Here is a 17,311-nt window from a genome sequence, read left to right on the forward strand (position 1 = left end):
AACAGTTGTTCACTAAGGTGGGTCGGCGTGGACCTCGAAGCAGTACGTACCTTCGTCGCCGTCGCGGAAGCGGGCCAGTTCCAGAAAGCCGCCACCGACCTGTCGATCACCCAGCAGGCCGTCTCCAAACGCATCGCCACGCTGGAGCGCACCCTCGGCGTGCGGTTGTTCACCCGTGCCCCACGCGGCGCCGAGCTCACCATCGATGGTCAGGCGTTCCTGCCCCACGCACGCGAGCTGCTGCGCGTCGCCGAGCGCGCGGGTGCGTCCGTGCGCCCAGGCCACCGTCCGCTTCGCGTCGACGTGATCGCCTCGCGCAGCGCGCAGTCGAGCCTGATGCGCGGCTTCCACCGCGCACACCCCGAGATCGACCTCGACGTGATGATGCTGTTCGACATCGAGACCGCCGTCACCGCCATTCGCTCCGGTGCGATCGACGCGTCCTTCCGCGCCGTCGCCGCGCCCGGCCGACCCCTCCCCGAGGACATCGAGTCCGTCCGGGTGCTCGACGAACCGCTCCAACTCCTCACCGGCCCCGCCCACGCACTGGCGGGCGCCCGATCGGTGCCCCTCGCCCAGCTCACCGGGCACCGGATCTGGATGCCCGGCATCGCCCCCGGTACCGAGTGGGGCGCCTACTACGACGACCTCGTCGCCGAGTTCGGCCTCACCATCGAGGTGACCGGCCCCAACTTCGGCTCCGACGCGCTCCTCGACACCATCTCCGACACCCCGGCCCTGGCCACCTTCATGGGCGAACACACCCGCCTCATCTGGCCCACCGATCACGGCCTGCGTCGCATCCCGGTGACCGACCCGACACCCGTCTACCCGCACTCGCTCCTCTGGCACCGCGACAACCCCCACCCAGCGCTGGCCACCCTCCGCACCCACCTCGCCGCCACGACGGCCGGCCAAGACGCCGCCGGAACCTGGGCACCGGGCTGGGTGATTCCTCGCTGAACGGCTCCTGCCCGTGCGGCCGACCCCGCCCAGAGCAGGCGGTCAACGGCGGGCGTCGCCGGGGGCGAGCAGGCTGGTCAGCTCGGCGATTGCCTCCGGGGAGGGCTTGAAGTAGCGGCGGACGCTCTCCGGCTTCTTGTGCCGGGACTTCGCCATCAGCATCAACAGCGAGGCACCCTGTTCGCCGAGATGGGTCAGGGCGGAGTGGCGGTACTCGTGCAGGTCCAAGCCCGTACCCGGCCCGCGCAGGGCGGTGTGCTCGTCGAGCAGGGCGCGGGCCTGCCCGTACGACAGCCTGGCCAGTCCGGTGTCCGGGCATACGTTGCGGGGGCTGACGACCTTGCCCGGCCCGGGGCGGCGGTGGGTGACGAACACCGGCCCGCGGGTTCGTCCCTTGAGTAGCCGGGGCAGCAGTCGGGCGGTGCCGGCATCCCAGTACACGGGCTCCAGCACGTAGTCCTCGCGCGACTGGCCCCGGCGGCGGGCCTTGGTCCGGGCGCCCTTGGCCTTGACCAGGCAACGGCGCCCGGCGAGGTCCAGCTCCTCGATGTTGACACCCAGGATCTCCTCGGACCGCCCGGCGGTCTCGTAGAGCATCCGCCACAGCGTCTTCTCCCGCAGGTGCACCTAGCGCCGCGCGTTGATTGACATCACTGGTGCGTCAATCACCATGATCTTGGTGTTGGTCCTCGGGTGCCGCCCGATGCAAAGCTGAACCTCAGCTCCCTGGCGATCTGACGTGTGAGCGTGTGAGCGTGTGATGAGAGGCATTGTTCCGATGGACACCTTCAAGACGGAGAACGGTGCGGTCCAAGGTTTTCGGGCTTCTACCGAAGTCGTCGCCGTCCTCGGCATCCCCTATGCCGCCCCGCCGTTCGGCGCCAATCGGTTCCGGGAACCCTGCCCGGCACCGGCGTGGAGTGGAGTGCGGGACTGCACGGCCTTCGGCCCGGTCGCTCCGCAGTCGGCACAGCTGCCCGGCGCACCCCTGTGGTCGCCTGACGACGAGGACATCCTCACCGTCAACATATGGACCCCAGCCCCCGAGGGCGGCCGTCTGCCCGTCCTGGTCTGGATCCACGGCGGCGCCTACACCTTCGGATCCTCAGCCCAACCCGATTTCGACGGGACCTCGCTGGCCAGCGCCGGTCTGGTCGTCGTCACCCTCAACTACCGGCTCGGCTTCGAAGGTTTCGGCCACGTTCCCGCCGCCGAAGCAACTGCCTATCCGGACAACCGGGGTCTGCTCGACCAGATCGCGGCCCTGCGCTGGGTCCGTGAGAACATCGCGGCCTTCGGTGGCGATCCCGGCAACGTCACGGTCGCCGGCCAGTCTTCCGGAGCCGCTTCGGTCGCCTGCCTGATGGTGATGGACCGCGCCCGCGGACTGTTCCACCGTGCCATCGCTCACAGCGCCGCCAGCCCTTGTTACACGCTCGAAATCGCTGCGGCGACCACCCGTGAGATCGCTGCGGCAGCCGGCTGCCCCGCCACACCCGAGGGCCTGACATCCGTGACTCCACAGGCCCTGGTCATCGCCTCCGACAAGGTGGTCGACGCCTACCGGGGGGGGGCGGGGCCCCCCGCCCCCCCCCCCCCACCCCCCCCCCCCCCCCCCCCCCCCCCCCCTTCCCCCCCCCCCCCCCCCCCCCCCCCCCCCCCCCCCCCCCCCACTACGACCCCGCCCTCTACGCCCCCGTCCTTGACGGTGCCGTACTGCCTACCGACCCCCTCACAGGGATGGCATCCGGTGCGGCCCGGGAAGTGGACCTGCTGGTCTGCCACACGACTGAGGAGTACTGGCTGCTCGATGCCGTCGGCAGCAGCGCGAAGGTCACCACCGATGAGCAGCTGGCTCTCTTCGCCGAAGACTTCAACCTCCCTGACGGTCTGGTGGCCGGCTATCGCGCTGCGATGCCCCACGCCCCGGTGCTCGATGTCTACCTCGCCGTCTTCGGGGATCTCCTGTTCAGCGAGTACAGCAACCGACTCGTGGAGCTTCACGCCCGAGCCGGCGGCCGGGCGTTCCTGTCGCGTTTCGACCGTCGGCGCACCGGCCCGAACGGGGCCGTGCGTGCCTGGCACTGTGCGGACATCCCCTTCGCCTTCGGCAACCTCGACACCGACTGCCTGGCATTCCTCATCGGCGGCGCACCCACACCTGCGGACCACGCACTGGCACGCCGCATGGTGCGCGCGTGGGCCGATTTCGCCGCCACCGGGAACCCGGGCTGGCCATCGGTCGACAACTCCGCCGCCCAGGCCAGGACATGGAGCACTGAGGACGCCCCCGCCGATGACACGGCCGCCGCCATACGAGCCCTCTGGGCCAAGGCCGATTTTCCCGTCCGGTGTCCGTGAACTGGCGAACCACCTCGGCATCTGGAAAGCCCCGGAGTCACCCAGAGCACATTCGCCTTGCCCCGTCCCAGGGCTGCTCAGCGACTGGCCGACGCCGATGTTGTCGGTCTCGCCGGCGCATCCGGCCAGGACCGGCGGACTCTGGGTCAGGGGGTGTCGTTCGGATCAGGTCGGATCCAGGAAACGGCGCCTCCCACTCGGGCCCCTCCAGCAAGCGGGCCCGCCCAGGAGCGGCTGCGGAACAAGTCGGGGGGCGAACCGGTTGGGGTTCGCGCTGCTGCTGGAGTTCTTCGAGGTGGAGGCCCGGTTCCCGGAGGACGCCGGGGACATTTAGGCCGGTAAGGGCCGCAATGTCGGCGTGCGCGGCCTCGACGGCTTCGGGGTATGCCTCGCGCTTGGCGTGCTCGGCGAGCGCCCGGTCGATGCTGGCCACCGAGGGGTTCTGGCCCTTGCGCTTGCCGGTGGGGGTGATCAGGTCGGGTTGGATCTGCTCGACGGACTCGCTGCCCGCGCGGCGGCGGAGCACGGTGTGGAGCATGTCGTCGGTGATGACGGGCGGCCGGCCGCCGTGCTTGGCCTTGCGGGCCGCGGTGTCGAGCCCTTCGAGCGTGGACTCGCGGGTGTTCTCCCGCTCGGTCTCCGCCATCGCGGCGAAGAACGTGAACAGCAGCTTGCCGGGCCCGGTGGGGTCGTAGATGCCGGGCAGGGGTCTGGCGAGCGTCTCCAGGATGAGGCCGTGGGCGGTGAGGGGGCCGGCGAGCGCGGTGAGTTCGGCGGCGTCGCGGCCGAGCGCTTCATCTCGTACGCGGTGAAGATGACCCGGCAGTGCGGGGCGTGCGCTTTGACCTCCCGTGCGGTCCTCGATGCCTCCTCGAACTTCGGCCGTACGCGGACCCGGGTGCTGATCTTCTGGCTGAAGATCTTGTCCCTGGGGATGCCGTGTCCCGCGAGCGCGTCGAGTCGGGTGTCGAGTTCCTGCCCGAGGGTCGAGCGGCGGACGTAGCCGATGCGGATGTCCGCGCTCGGCAGGTCCGGGTCGACCGGCGCCGGCGGCGGGGCGCCCGGCGGCCACGGCCGGCCCGGCCCGCGGTCGGCCGGGGCGGGAACCCGCAGTGCCTTCTTCAGGCGGGGCACCAGGGTGAAGCGGCGGGTGTGGTAGGCGGAGGCGACCGCGCCGCCGCGCGAGCGGCACGGCGAGCCGGGCGGGGCGCCGCACTTCGGACAGGCGTGCTGTTCGACGTCGTCGGCGTCCGGCCGTTCGGCCGGGGAGGGCTGCTGAGGATCCGTCGTGGCCCCGGATTTTCGCGCAATGCAAGTCTCAAAAGGGGGTCGACCCGCTTCTGGGTGAGAACGGGTTCTGAGAGTGAATCCGGGATCCGTACGGGTCCGGCGACTCGTGATTGATCCTGCTCGGGCAAACGATCGTTTGCGAGAGGCGCGCAGTGGAGTGGCCGCCCCGGTCTGGACGCATGTCCCGGCCGGACGCTCTTACTTCAGGTCGGCGAGGAGGCCATCCAGGGCCTTCACGAGGCCTGCCGCATTGGCCGGATCGAACCAGGTGGTGCGGATGCGCTCGTTGTTCCCATGGGGTGTCTCGTGGTCGGCGGCGAGTTGGTGCAGGGGGCGGGTCTCGTCGCTCAGGGAGCGGCCGACGTTCTGGAAGAGGCCGCGCACATACCGGTCGGCGGCGTCGGGGGCGATGCCATGGCCTGTGGCCCACGAGGTGAGCGTGGCGAGGTAGGCGTAGTGGGCGGTGAGCGTCCCGGTCAGCGCGGAGAAGACGTTGAAGGCGCCCTCGTCCGCGACGGGCAGCGCTCCGCCGAGCTGTTCAAAAAGAGAGTCCACCACCGGGTGCGAGGGGCAGGTCACGGTGACGGAGCGGCGATCGCGCACGGCGGGCAGCGGGATGGCGCGGACGATCGGAGCGCCGGTGGCGAGGGTTCGGCGCAGGTCGTCGGTGGCGACGCCGGCCATCAGGTTGACCACGGTCTTGTCGTCGTCCGTCTCCAGCCCGGCGAGTGCCTCATGGTGGTCCTGGCGGCGCACGGCGATGATCACCACCTCGGAGCGGTCCAGCACCTCCTGGTTGTCGGCGCACACATGGACGCCCTCGAAGCGCTCGGACAGTTCGGCGGCGGCGCGGGCCCCCCGGGGAGAGAGGAAGACCTCCGGCGACGCACCGCCCCCGTTGCGCAGGCCCTCGACGATGGCCCGGCCGATCTCGCCTACTCCGATGATGCCGATGCTCTGCACTGTGTCCTCCTCCATGGTGCGCGGTGGCCGTGACCTGTATGGGTGCGGCTCTGTGCGGTCGCGATGGTTACCGTCGGCTCCTCACGTGCGGAGTCGAACGGAGCAGCCGAGGTCACGTCAGTCGCGGTCTTCTCCACAGCAGTGTGACCGCGGCGACGCCTGCCAGGCAGGGAATCATCCCGGCCCAGCCCAGCTCCGGCGGCAGGCCGGTCTCGCCGGAGGTGTCCTTGGTGAGCAGCCCGGTCAGTCCGACGCTGGTGCCGAGCACGAGCATCACGGTCGCGGCGGGGCGGGCCCACCGCTTACCTGCCTTGACAGCCCAGGCCGTCGTGAGCCAGACCAGGACGCCGAGTGCTCCGATGACGGACAACACGACCTGGTATGCGGTGACGGCCGAGTCGACCCGCGCCTGGGGATAGCTGGGATAGCCGGCCCGGATGTGGTCGGCCAGCAGATGGGTGGTGCCCCGGTCGACGTACACGGCGATCGTCGCGAGGACAGTGAGTGCAAGGCCCGCGTACATCGCTGTGCGCGGCCCTCGTGTACGGGGTGGTTTCGTCATCAGGGTGCTTCTCTCTTCATTGGCCGATCAGGGTGATGCCGTGGTCGCCGTATCGGGCCCCCTGGGCCCCGGTGTCGGGGACGGCGGCGTCGACGCCGCCGGTGTCGATCATGGTGACGTCCGAATCGAGGGCCTCCAGCAGAGTGGCCGCGGCCTCGTGTGGGTCGGGTCGGCGGGGCCGTAGGTGCCGGTCATGCTCATGCAGCCGAGGCCGAGTCGGGAGACCGCTGGGCCGTCGGGTCCAAGGGTGGGGCGCGTCGTTCCTCCGTCACTTTGCCAGGGCCACGCGGAGGAACTTGAGGATCTCCGCCTGGGCGGCCTCGGCCTGTGGTTCCACGCCGGGCAGAGTGAGGAACGCGTGCCGCGCTTCCGGGTATTCGGAAAGCCGCACGGAGGTCCCTGCCGCGCGCAGTCGCTCGGCGTAGCGGCGGCCGTGGTCGGCGACCGCGTCCTCGGTGGGCACCACCACGAGCGCCGGAGCCAGTCGGCTCAGGTCGTCCGCGTACAGCGGCGAGACTGCGCGGGCGTCGGCTCCCGGCGGGACGGCGAGCCGCTGGAACAGCCGCAGCAGCGGCAGGGCCCGGGCGGGGCTGTATGCGTACTCGGCGACCGAGGGGTAGTCGAACATCGTCCCGGTCACGTCGACCGCGGGGTTGACCAGCACCTGCGCCTTGAGCTCCAGCCCGGCCTCCCTGGCCCGGATGGCCGTCAGGGCGCTGATCAGCGCGCCGCAGCTCTCACCGAAGACGGCCGCGCGCGCCGGGTCGACGCCCCACTGCGCGGCGTGCCGCACCACATGCTGGATCACGTCCCAGCCGTCGTCGGCGGCGTTCGCGAGCGGACTGCCGGCGTCGAGGAGGCGGTGCTCGACCGAGACGACGAGGGCGGGCAGGCGGGCGGCGAGGTGGCTGTTGGTCCAGTCGCACTGCACCGCTGTGCCCACGAAGCTGCCTCCGTGGACATGGACCACGAGCGGCAGGTCGGTGCGGGCTGCGGCTTCGGCGGCTCCCGCCGGGGCCGGCCGGTACACGCGGACCGGCAGGTCGCGGCCGGGCAGCGCGATCTGCTGCCAGGCGATCGCGGCGCCGGGGTCCGGCTCTCCGAGGATCGCCCGCGCCGCGCTGGAGGCTCGCCAGTGGTTCTCCGCGTCGCGATAGGCGAGCAGTTCCCCGGTCGTGATCACTGAGTAGTCAGGCTCCGTCGGCCGCGTCGCGGTCGTGGTCTCGCTCATGTCGCCTTCTCCCCTCCCGGCCGGATTCCGGGTGTGGCGTTGTGGCCGGACACTGCATTGCCCTCATTATGCACGCAGTGCGTGCATCATCAAGTGCATAGGCTAGGCTGAGCACGGACGAGAGGGGCGAGATGACTGGCCGCAGGCGATGGTCGACCGAGGAGATCCTGGACACCGCGGCGGAACTGCTGCGCACGAGCGACGCCGAGTCGTTCAGCGTGCGCAAACTCGCCGCAGCGCTCGGGACCGACTCCTCCAGCCTCTACCGGCACTTCCGCAACAAGACCGAACTGCTCCGCGCGGTCGCCGACCGGATCCTGCTGGCCGCCATGGACGGCTACCACCCCGCGGGCGACTGGAAGCAGCGCATCACCGCCCTGGCCCTACGCCTGCGCAAGGCCTTCGGCGAACAGCCCCAACTCGCAGGGGTGTGGGGGCACTACGGGTCCGGCGGCACCGGATCCCGATTGGTCATGGAGGAGCTGCTGCAGGCCCTGCGCACATCCGGCCTGCCCGACGAGGAGGTCCCAGCGCGCTACCACCGCATCGTGATCCTCCTCGCCGCGCTGATCGCCTCCGAGGCCGGTATCACCACCCTCACCCCCAAGGAGTACGAACAGGGCATGGAGCAGTTCCGTGTCGCGGTGCTCGGCGCGGACCCCGAAAGCTTCCCCGCCCTGGCATACTTCGCCCGCGACATCCGCCCCCTCGGAGCTGATCGCCGCGCCGCATTCGATGAGATCCTCGCCGCCCAACTCGCCCACATCGAGGCCCGGATTCCCTGACGTGCCGGATTACGGATGCGATGCGGTCGGCTCACGCCGCTGCCGCAGGCCCAGTACGGGAGGCCGGATGCAGGAGTGGCCGTACTGGAGCGGGGAGAGCCGGGCGATCGTTCAGACCGAGTCTGCTCAGACGCCCGCCGGCTGGGCAGTGGACACTCCGGGCGCAGGGCGGGGTCCGGGTCCCCTGGCCGCGGCGGCGAGGGCGAGGTGGGAGTTCATGTCCAGCTCGAATCGGCCGTAGGGGTTCACGTGGGTCCAGAACAGCGGGGACAGGGCCCGCCGGTCGGCGTCGGTGAGCCGCTTGTGCCACTTCTCCTCGCTCAGTATGTCTTGGAGGAGCAGGGTGTTGACGTGCACCAACGCCGACTGGAGCAGGTGCAGGGCGAGCATGGAGACCTCCTGGGACTCCTTGTCGGGGCCGGTCAGGTCGCCGTCCTTGCCGTAGAACAAGTCGTGGTTGGCGGAGTTCCAGTTCTCCACGACCTGAAGCCCGTCGTTGATCTCGCGCCGCAGGTCGGCGTCGGCGAGGTAGTCGCAGATGAACGCCGTACGCACCGCCGGCCCAGCTCCTCGATCGCCCGGTACGTCGGATGCTTCGGTCCGCCGCGGGTGAAACGCCGCAGGGCCTGCTCAGCCTCCGCGGTGCCCAGGCGCAGGGCGGAGGTGTACTTCACCATCTGGTCGTACTGCTGGGCGAGCAGGTCCCAGTCGATCGTCTTGGTCGACAGCGCCGGCGCCAGGTTCGGCCACTTCTCGTCCTGACCGGCCGCTGGCCGGTACAGCCGCGCGGATCCGACATTCTTCAGCCGGGGGAGCAGGTTGAAGCCGAGCACGTGGGCGAAGGCGAACCCGACGGTGGAGGCGCCGTGGGTGTCGGTGTACTGCCGGTCGATCTCCACGTCCGTGCAGTGTCGCAGCACTCCCTCGATCATCGCGGCGACCTCCGAGGCCGAGCACGACTTGAGCTGGCTGTAGACGCACAGCGACTTCTTCTCGACGTGCCAATAGATCATCACCCCGGGGCCGCGGTACCGCTGGTGCCACTCGGTCATGAAGTTCGAGCTCCAGGAGACGAACTTCTTGGAGTCGCTCGCGCAGGCGGTGCCCTCGCCCCACCACGCCTCATCCCGGGCGGCGAAGGTGGCGTTGACCAGCCGCACCAGCGCCGCGCGCAGGTTGGTCCGGTTGACGAACACGCACCTGCACCGGACAACGTCGTTCCGTTCCGCTCGCCGAAGGCTTGAACGCGTCCGGCTCCCAGGGCTGTCATTGCGCGTGACGGCGGGAGCCGCTTCGAAGTGACAGCGGGAGTGAGCGGCGCGGCGGCCGAGTGTACGGTGGCCAGAGAGGCCCGGTGGTGTCAGAGGCCCTTCAGGACACGATCAAGCGCCGACTGGCCTGCGGGCTCCCAGTGCGGCTTGCCGCCCGGCAGGCCGCGGTCCCCGTTCTGACCCATCAGCATCAGGAACAGGCTCTTCAACGCGGCCAGCCCACGCGCCCGTCGGACCGCCGCCTCGTCCGCCTGCGCATAGCTGTCGAAGAACCGCGAAGCGCCGCCCGGGGGGAGCAGCACCCAGGCGGCCGCAAGGTCCCAGGCCGGGTCGCCGGCGAAGATATCGCCGAAGTCGACGACGCCCGCCAGTGTCCCCTCGGCGACGACGACGTTTGCGGGATGCAGGTCGCCGTGAACCCACACTCGCGGGCCCTCCCACCCCGGAGCCGCAGCCGCGTCGTCCCACACGGCTCGGATGTCGTCCTCGGCGAAACGGCCGAGGTCCACAGCCCGCAGGAAGCGCTCGAAGCCCTCTGTGCACTCCTTGGGGTGACCGCCGCGGTCCGAGGCGTCCGGTGCTTCGGCGGGCGCCTCCACATGCAGTGCTTTGAGGAAGGCCGCCAGGATGTCGGCCGCGTGGTCGCCGCGGGTGATGGAGCCGTGGTCCAGCGGCGTGCCCTCAACCCATGTCATGACGGTCCAGATCTTGGGGAAGCGCTACGGGACGGCGCACCGTCCCGTACGGGGACCGGGATCGGCAGCGGCACGCGCGAGGCCAGGGTCGGCAGCCACCGGCGCTCCTTGAGCTGCAGATCCGGGTTGGTGTCCATCCGCTGTATCCGGACCGCCAACTCGTCCCCGAGGCGCCACATCTGGTTGCCCCAGCCACCCGCCACCTCACGGATGGGTAGCGCGGCTAAGTCCGGATGCTGGTCCTGCAGCAGGTTGCGGACCAGGTCCTCGCTGATCTCAATCTCGGATTCGATCATGCGAAGTCACATTACTTGGCGCACGCGGAGGCGACCATGTCCCTTGGGGGATCCAGCTCCCCGACTGGAATTCCCGAGCCCCTTCGAAGAACCGACCGCTAAGCACCGCAGGCTGCGGTGCGTCCACCAGTTGAGGCAGTGAAAGCGCTCCGCAGTGAACGCGCGCTTGCCGGCCGCGGTCCCCATCGTGGCCGATGGGGCGCCGGTGGAGCGGGGACCTGCGTCGGTGCGGCGTGTCGTGGTTTCCCACGAAATCCGGTGGAGTCTCAGCGGCCGGAAGTGGTTGGGTCCTGCTCAATGCTTCGCTGACACGGCCCGGCACAGTGCGAGGCGCAAGGTCCGAATCGCAGGCGCGGTCTAGCCCGTGTGTCGTCGAGTGATGGAGGTTATCGCGGTGGCTGGTTATGGGGCGCTTTCCGACGTATACGAGTGGCTGATCGGGGACGACAGGTTGACCCCCGCCAAGGCAGCCGCGGTTTACTGCAGCGATGTCGTGGGCTCTCTGCCGCCCAACGCGCGCGTCCTCGACTGCGCGTGTGGAACCGGCCAGCTCGCCGTCGGTCTCGCGAGTCTTGGCCTTGACGTGGTCGCCGCAGACGCCAGCGATGGGATGGTTCGCCGGACCGAGAAGGCCGCCGACGAGCAGGGTGTCTCGCTTCGATCCCTCCGCGCGAGCTGGGACGAGCTGCCCGACCACCTGGAGGACTCCACGTTCGATCTGGTGTTCTGCGTCGGCAACTCGCTCGGGCACGCCGAGGGCGCAGCCGGGCGCCTGACCGCACTGGAAGCGATGTCGCGGCTGCTGAATCCGGGCGGACGCCTCGTGCTCACGTCACGCAATTGGGAGCTCGTGCGCTCCGCCGGCTCACGGGTAGACGTCCGCGATCGACTCATCCGCCGCAACGACCGCGATGCGGTCGTCAGCTACTACTGGCAGATCGAGCAGCGCTGGGAGCAGGAACACTTCCTCGAGATCGTGGTCGCCCAGATCGAGCCGGATGGGGCAGTGCGAGCCTGCTCGGAGCGGTTGTCCATCTGGCCCTACAGGTACGAGGACCTTGTGGCGCAGTTGCGGAGTGTCGGGCTCACGGTGCAGTCCACCACCTTCGACCCCGAGAGCGATGGATACCTGGTGGTCGCCAGCCGCGGCCAGGCGCGAGGCACGTCTGAGCCGGCGCGCTGATCCGCCTTTCGTCGTTGTCGTTGCCGACCTGCCGGCTCGCGACCGCCTGCAGCGGGTTCTTCGCGAAGTGTTCAGCGCTTGAAGCGGTTGCTGCGGGTGCCCCGGCGCGGTCCACGACAGCTCGACTACACCGGCCCGGCCGCCTGGCCGGGCCTGGCGCTTCCCGCAGCTGTTCCGGACACCCGCGCCGCCAGCCCAACCCACGGCCAGGGGCGGCAGGTCCTTATCGGCGACTTCTCCCCCGAGGACTGCGACGATCACCTCGCCCGTCGGCTTACTCGCGACGGCGAACCGCTCATCAGCGAGGACATCCGGCGGGTCATCACCGACCGCTCCCACGGCTTGCCGCTCTACCTCGATCTGTCGGTGATGCGGTTCTCGGAGATCCGCCGCACCGGCCGCACCCCGCAGCCGGCCGACTTCGACCACGACTTCCCGGCACTGATCGCCCGCACCCTGTCCGATCTCACCGCAGACGAGCGGCACGTCCTGCGCCCCGTGGCCCTGCTGGACGCTTTCGACCTGAACCTGGCCACCGCGGCCGCCAGCCTGCCGCACCAAGCACCGGCCCTGCGGCTGATCGAGCGGCCCTTCGTCCGAGAGAACGTCTTCGGCCTGTGGCCGTACCACCTGCACGGGCTGATCCGCTCCACCGTCCGCAGCGCCGACGACCAGGCCGACGACCGCTGGTCGACGCGCGACTGGCGCCAGGCAGCCCAGCGGATCCTCACCGCACTGGGCGAGCAGTGGAGGGACGGCACCAGCCGCGACCGCCGGCTCCTTGTGGGTTGCCTGCGCCAGGGCCTCACCATCGCCCGGGACTACAACCTCGACCTCACCTGGCTCACCGACGCCGCCTGGACTACGTCGGCGATTCCGTCTGGGAGCCGATCACCCCACCAGCCCCCGACGCCCCCACGCCCGGCACGCCCGCCGACGCCCTCGTGGAACTCCTCAGTACCCTCACCCGCCGCCAGCACGAGCACCGCGCTCGCACCGTTACCCGGCTCACCGCCGTCCTCGACACCGGCCTGCTGCCCGCCGACCTGCAGGAGATGGCGCTCTACTACCGGGCCAAGGCCCTGCGCGACACCGGCCAAGCCGCCCCATCACGCCGCGACTACCAGCAGGTCGCCGACCAGGGCGGCCGCCTCGCCCCGGCCGCCCGCCGCGGCCTGGCCCACGCCGCCCGCCTGGCCGGCGACTTCCCCACCGCCCTCGCCGCCGCCCAGAACCTCGGCTGGGAAGGCCGCCACCAACGCGTGCTGGGTGACCTGTACTGGCTTCAAGGACAACCCGAGCGTGCCGCCGCGGCCTACCTCGCCGGACGCACCGAAGCCGAACAGCACGGCAAGGCCGGCGAAGCCGCCCACAGCCAGGCCCTGCGCGCCTTCGCCACTGCGCTCTACGCCCCCGACCAGGCTCCTGCGGAAATCGACCTCGCCCACCAGCTCCTGACCGGCCTCAACCTGCGCGCCACCACCATCAACGTCCGCCGGGCCGAACTCATCCGCGATGCCGGCAGCGCCGGGGTCGACGACCAGGTCGCCACGCTGCGCACCGAGCTCGCCATCGCGGGCCTCACCTCGCTGTCACCCGCCATCGAGCTGGCCTGCGCCTTTCATCAGGCCGTCCTCGACGACCGCACCGCACTGAACACCACCATCGCCCGGCTACGGGAACAGACGTCTGCCGACGATCACGCCTACTTCGTCGACATTGCCCAGTTCATGGCCGACCTGCCTGCCGACCAGGGTTCCGGAGTCCGGTGGCTCGACAGTGAACAGGACACCCGCAGCCGCTGGCGTGGCCTGGTCCTCGCCCGCCAGAGGCACTTGCACGCCGGGAGCTGACCACAGAAGAGGGCTGTTCCCCGCGGGAAACAGCCCTTCGCCCAAGGCGGCGCGGGTCAGGTGGGGTTCAGTGGGGTGATGCCGGTACCCGCGGACAGCTCGGGTTCCAGTGACAGGACCGTCAGCGGCTCCCCCACCTTCACCGCGTGCCAGGCGATCGCGGCAGCGTGGGCCACCGGCCAGTCCACGTCTGTCCAGTCCATCGCGTCCACTGCGTGCGCTGCGGTGAACGGAACGTTCTCCGCGAACCGCAGGGATGCCGACAGCTTCCCGTCTTCTGCCCGGGGCCAGGGCGACCCGTCCGCTGCTGTCTGGCTGGCCGACCAGCGAGGGAGCGGTGACTGGGGCCGTTGCAGTCCAGCAGCGTCTTCAAGCGGCATCGTCGCCTTCAGGCCGACCTGGGGCCGGGATTGCTACCTTCCCTGTTGTGACCGACTGAAAATCAGGTAGAGCAAGGGCGCAGCGATGATGGCGAAGGCAATGAGTGCTGTTGTCCGTGAGAAACCCATCAGTCCGATGGCCAATCCTGCTACGCCGAAGGCGGTGATCACTACCAGCAGCAAGATCAGTTGGCGCTTATCCAATTTCTTCTCCTTGTGAAGTGGCTCAGCTCCGGGGCGGCGTGGTAGCCGCCCCGGAGCTTCATCAGGTGAGCTGGGATCGTTTCGGAGTGCGACTAGCTCCCCAGAGCTTCACCGACGAGGACGCCGACTCCGAAGGAGACTCCTGCGACACCGCCTACCACGGTGCCTACGCCAGTGCCGACTCCTGGGACGACGGAACCGACTCCGCCGCCGATGACTCCGCCGATCGTCGCAGTTGATCCGACGAACCCGACGTCGGACTTGAAGTCGTCGATCGAGTACAGGCCGGTGGGGTCGCTGTTGTTGATGGGGTCGCCGTTGGCGTAGAGGTAGGCGTTCTTCTCCTGGCCGGAGGGGTCGGGCTGGGTGAAGCGGCCGAGGGTGGGGTCGTAGTAGCGGTGCCCCATCTTGTACAGGCCGGTCGGGTCGGCGTACGCGCCGGCGTAGCGGTACGGCTGGGGGACAGCCTCCGTCGGCGTCATCCGCGGAAGGCCGGTGGGGCCGTAGGCGTAGGTGTGGGTGCGCTTGCCCGCGTCGTCGGCGAGGCCGAGGACGTTGCCGGTGGCGTCGGTGAGGTAGTAGTAGGACTTCCCCCCAGTCGTCATGGAGTTCAGCGTGCCCGAAGGCTCGCGGATGAACCCGGTGTCGACGCCGCCAGTCGTGGTGGAGGCGAGTCCGAGGGCGGTGTGGTGGAACCACGTGGAGCCGAGCTTGGTGCGTTCGGCGTTGGTGGTGCCGGCGTGGACCAGGTCGTAGGCCTTGCCGCCTGTGGTGATGCCGGACAGCTGGCTGTAGTCCGTCCAGCTCTCGCCCGTGCGTGGGGTGTTGCCGGCTGCGGCGGTTTCGTTGCCGAGCTTGTCGTAGGACCAGCCGGTGGTGGAGCCGTTCTTCCCGGTCAGCTCGGAGGCGTCGTTGTAGGTGTAGGTGGTGCCGCCGGGGCAGGTGTTCTTGCTGCCGTCTCGGCTGGTGAGGTTGCCGGCCTTGTCGAAGCAGTACAGCCACGACGCCTTCCGAGCCCCCGCCGGGTCCGCCTCGAGCGCGTAGGAGAGGCGGTCTTGGGAGTCGTAGGTGTAGCTGGTCTTGAGCTTGGTGAGGTTGTCGGTGCGGGTGCGGATCTTGGTTGTGTCCTTGCCCGCGCTGGCGTAGCTGTAGGAGAGGTCGACGAAGGTCTGCGTACCGGACGTCGCTTTGATCCGCTCAGGACGTCCGCTGTCGTCGATCGTGACGGTCTGGGTAGTGCCGCCGGGGTAGACGGTCTCGGTGCGCTTGCCGTTGTTGTTGTAGTCGAAGTCGGTCTTCTTGCCGTCCGGGGCGGTCAGGTAGTCGAGGCGGCCGGCCTTGTCCCAGGTGTAGTCCGTCGTCCCGGTCGGGTCGGTGTAGAAGTCGACGTCGCCGCCGGGGGTGTAGGCGAGCGCGGCCTGGGCGCCGTTTTGCAGGGTGCGGCGCTTTTCGCGGTTCAGCTTGTCGTACTCCCACACGGTGGTGCCGGAGGCGTCGGTGCGGGTCTTGACGTTGCCGTCACCGTCGTAGGAGTAGGTGACGGTGAAGTTGGTCGAGGAAACCTCGCGCACCCGGTCGCGGGAGTCGTAGCCGTAGACGGTGGTGATGCCGCGGCCGTCCTTGACCGTCTCCACCCGGCCCAGTGCGTCGTAGGTGTAGGTCGTCTCCCCCAGCGGCGCGGGCGGCTTCGCCTTGGTCAGGTTGCCCTGGTCGTCGTAGGTGAAGGAGGTGACCTTGCCGTTGCCGTCCTCCGCCGTGCAGCGCTGGCCCTCGAAACCGCCGCACGTCGGCGTGTCCTTGTTGTAGGTGTACTCGCGGGTCGCACCGGCGGTGCCCGACGTAGTCACCGACAGGGTGTTGCCGTTGGTGTCGTACTTGAAGGAGTCCTTGCGGCCGTCCGGAGTGGTGAAGTCGTTCGGCAGGTCGGTGCCGGCGATCGTCTGGTAGGCGCTCACCGACGCCGTCGCGCCCATCGGCAGCTTCTGGGAGAGGGCGTTGTTACGGCCGTCCCAGCCGTAGGTGGTGGTGTTGCCGCCCGTGCCGTCACTGCCGGCGCCCATCGCGTCGACGGCAGTCTGGGTCAGGTGGTTCTTGTAGGTGGCGTGGCGGGAGTGGCCGAGCGGATCGGTGACCTTGGTGACCTCACCGTCGGCGTTGTGGACGTACTTGGTGGCGTCGCTGTCGGGGTCGGTGACCGTCGTCGTGCCCGCATCCGCCGGGGTCGCAGCCGTGTAGTCGTAGCGCCAGGTCGGGCCGGTGTGGCCGCTGCCCGACGTGCCGGTGGCGCGTTGCATGGAGGTGACGCGGTTGTGGCTGTCGTAGGTGAAGAGGGTGACGGTGCCTTCCGGGGTGGTCACCTTCGTCAGGCGGCGGGAAGAGTCGTACTCGTAGGCGGTGGCCTTGCCGGCGGTGTCGGTGACCTTGGCGAGGTTACCGGCAGCGTCGAGGTCGAGGACGGCGGTGCGGCCGGTGTGGTCCTTGGCCTGCCACTGGCTCGCATCCGTCTTGACCAGGTCGATCCAACGGCCCGAGCGGGTCTCGGTGAGTTTGAAGCCCTTGTGCTCGCTGCCTTCGTCGTGCTGGTCGACGGTGATCGTGCCGTCGTTCTTTTCCGTCACCTTCGTCAGGGTGCCGTACTGGTTGTAGGTGTCCTTGGTGCCGGACTTGCGGTCGGTCAGGGTGTAGGTGCCGTCCGCGTTCTTCTTCAGGTCCTTCGAGTAGCCCGTCGGCGCCTGGTAGGTGCCGTCCGCGTTCGCGGTAAAGCGCAGCAGGTTGCCGGTGGCATCGAAGACGTCGACCTCGCCGTCGTTGATCTCCAGGTAGCGTTCGTAGGCCTGCCACCAGCGCTGCGACACCTTCCCCCACGACGCCTCGAGGGAGTTGTAGGTACGGGTCAGCTGCAGCTTCTGGCCGACGCCCGCGATGTCGAAGTCGGTCGCGGCGAGCATCAGGTTGCCGTTGGAGACGTTCACCCGCGCCACCAGTGCGTCGTTGAGGCGGGTGTCGAGGATCTGGTGCCAGGGCACCTCGCCCTGTCCCTCGGGCACGTAGTCGGCCGCCGCGGCGTCCTCGGCGGCCGAGCGGGCTGCGGAGGTCTTGGCGGGCTCTTCGCCGGTGGCGCGGGCCTTCTGCGCCGCCCGCCAGGCCGCGACCTCGGCCGACGGCTTGGCTTCGACCTCCGAGGGCCGGGGGGATTCCCGCAGCCAGAGGAGAAAGTGGGCGGGACTGCCTTCTATTCATGGCCGAGAATTGCGAACTTCCTTAGGGGCTTGGG

General features: G+C 69.6%; 11 protein-coding genes and 5 pseudogenes. 5 read left to right on the forward strand and 11 right to left on the reverse strand.

Annotated elements, in window-relative coordinates:
• Positions 1 to 27 precede the first annotated feature (27 nt).
• Positions 28 to 963: a LysR family transcriptional regulator gene (locus tag ACZ7G3_RS31195; protein ID WP_470929626.1), complete on the forward strand. Its 936-nt coding sequence runs from the start codon at positions 28 to 30 to the stop codon at positions 961 to 963.
• 42 nt (positions 964 to 1,005) lie between these two features.
• On the opposite strand, the pseudogene ACZ7G3_RS31200 reads toward ACZ7G3_RS31195, so the two are convergent.
• A pseudogene (locus ACZ7G3_RS31200) lies at positions 1,006 to 1,590 on the reverse strand (tyrosine-type recombinase/integrase); the annotation flags it as partial.
• Positions 1,591 to 1,741: 151 nt separating this feature from the next.
• Here ACZ7G3_RS31200 and ACZ7G3_RS31205 point away from each other — a divergent pair.
• Positions 1,742 to 3,324 (forward strand): annotated as a pseudogene (locus ACZ7G3_RS31205) (carboxylesterase/lipase family protein).
• A gap of 37 nt (positions 3,325 to 3,361) precedes the next feature.
• Here ACZ7G3_RS31205 and ACZ7G3_RS31210 read toward each other — a convergent pair.
• From ACZ7G3_RS31210 to ACZ7G3_RS31230, 5 genes and pseudogenes are all read right to left on the reverse strand, one after another.
• Positions 3,362 to 4,540, reverse strand: a complete 1,179-nt coding sequence (locus ACZ7G3_RS31210; protein WP_470929628.1) for a recombinase family protein — start codon at positions 4,538 to 4,540, stop codon at positions 3,362 to 3,364.
• Positions 4,480 to 4,767, reverse strand: a pseudogene (locus ACZ7G3_RS31215) (zinc finger domain-containing protein); the annotation flags it as partial. The gene ACZ7G3_RS31210 and the pseudogene ACZ7G3_RS31215, both read right to left, overlap by 61 nt.
• 45 nt (positions 4,768 to 4,812) lie before the next feature.
• Complete coding sequence (locus tag ACZ7G3_RS31220; protein ID WP_470929630.1) at positions 4,813 to 5,577, reverse strand: NAD(P)-binding domain-containing protein; 765 nt, start codon at positions 5,575 to 5,577, stop codon at positions 4,813 to 4,815.
• 112 nt (positions 5,578 to 5,689) lie between these two features.
• Positions 5,690 to 6,139 carry a hypothetical protein gene (locus tag ACZ7G3_RS31225; RefSeq protein WP_470929632.1) on the reverse strand — a complete coding sequence of 150 codons (450 nt, stop codon included), beginning with the start codon at positions 6,137 to 6,139 and terminating at the stop codon, positions 5,690 to 5,692.
• A 268-nt stretch (positions 6,140 to 6,407) separates the two neighbouring features.
• Entirely contained in the window at positions 6,408 to 7,370 is a 963-nt protein-coding gene (locus tag ACZ7G3_RS31230) for an alpha/beta hydrolase fold domain-containing protein (protein WP_470929634.1), read from the reverse strand.
• Between the two features lie 131 nt (positions 7,371 to 7,501).
• On the opposite strand from ACZ7G3_RS31230, the gene ACZ7G3_RS31235 reads away from it, so the two are divergent.
• Positions 7,502 to 8,155: a TetR/AcrR family transcriptional regulator gene (locus ACZ7G3_RS31235; RefSeq protein WP_470929636.1), complete on the forward strand. Its 654-nt coding sequence runs from the start codon at positions 7,502 to 7,504 to the stop codon at positions 8,153 to 8,155.
• 126 nt (positions 8,156 to 8,281) lie between these two features.
• Here ACZ7G3_RS31235 and ACZ7G3_RS31240 read toward each other — a convergent pair.
• Both ACZ7G3_RS31240 and ACZ7G3_RS31245 read right to left on the reverse strand, forming a co-directional pair.
• Positions 8,282 to 9,351 (reverse strand): annotated as a pseudogene (locus ACZ7G3_RS31240) (transposase).
• Between the two features lie 164 nt (positions 9,352 to 9,515).
• A pseudogene (locus tag ACZ7G3_RS31245) lies at positions 9,516 to 10,417 on the reverse strand (aminoglycoside phosphotransferase family protein).
• A 379-nt stretch (positions 10,418 to 10,796) separates the two neighbouring features.
• On the opposite strand from ACZ7G3_RS31245, the gene ACZ7G3_RS31250 reads away from it, so the two are divergent.
• Positions 10,797 to 11,600 (forward strand): class I SAM-dependent methyltransferase, encoded by an 804-nt coding sequence (locus ACZ7G3_RS31250; protein ID WP_470929638.1) that lies wholly within the window; start codon positions 10,797 to 10,799, stop codon positions 11,598 to 11,600.
• Between the two features lie 944 nt (positions 11,601 to 12,544).
• Complete coding sequence (locus ACZ7G3_RS31255; RefSeq protein WP_470929640.1) at positions 12,545 to 13,453, forward strand: YfgM family protein; 909 nt, start codon at positions 12,545 to 12,547, stop codon at positions 13,451 to 13,453.
• 56 nt (positions 13,454 to 13,509) lie between these two features.
• Here the strand turns inward: ACZ7G3_RS31255 and ACZ7G3_RS31260 are convergent, their stop codons facing one another.
• The 3 genes from ACZ7G3_RS31260 to ACZ7G3_RS31270 form a co-directional block, all read right to left on the reverse strand.
• The gene (locus ACZ7G3_RS31260; RefSeq protein WP_470929642.1) at positions 13,510 to 13,656 is read right to left on the reverse strand and encodes a PIN domain-containing protein; all 147 of its coding nucleotides are present in this window, start codon (positions 13,654 to 13,656) and stop codon (positions 13,510 to 13,512) included.
• Positions 13,657 to 13,866: 210 nt separating this feature from the next.
• On the reverse strand, positions 13,867 to 14,037 hold the full coding sequence (locus ACZ7G3_RS31265) for a hypothetical protein (protein WP_383424265.1): 171 nt from the start codon (positions 14,035 to 14,037) through the stop codon (positions 13,867 to 13,869).
• Positions 14,038 to 14,129: 92 nt separating this feature from the next.
• Positions 14,130 to 17,240 carry an RHS repeat-associated core domain-containing protein gene (locus ACZ7G3_RS31270; protein WP_470929648.1) on the reverse strand — a complete coding sequence of 1,037 codons (3,111 nt, stop codon included), beginning with the start codon at positions 17,238 to 17,240 and terminating at the stop codon, positions 14,130 to 14,132.
• Between the last annotated feature and the right edge of the window lie 71 nt (positions 17,241 to 17,311).

Source organism: Streptomyces sp. NPDC037271 (assembly GCF_055603605.1).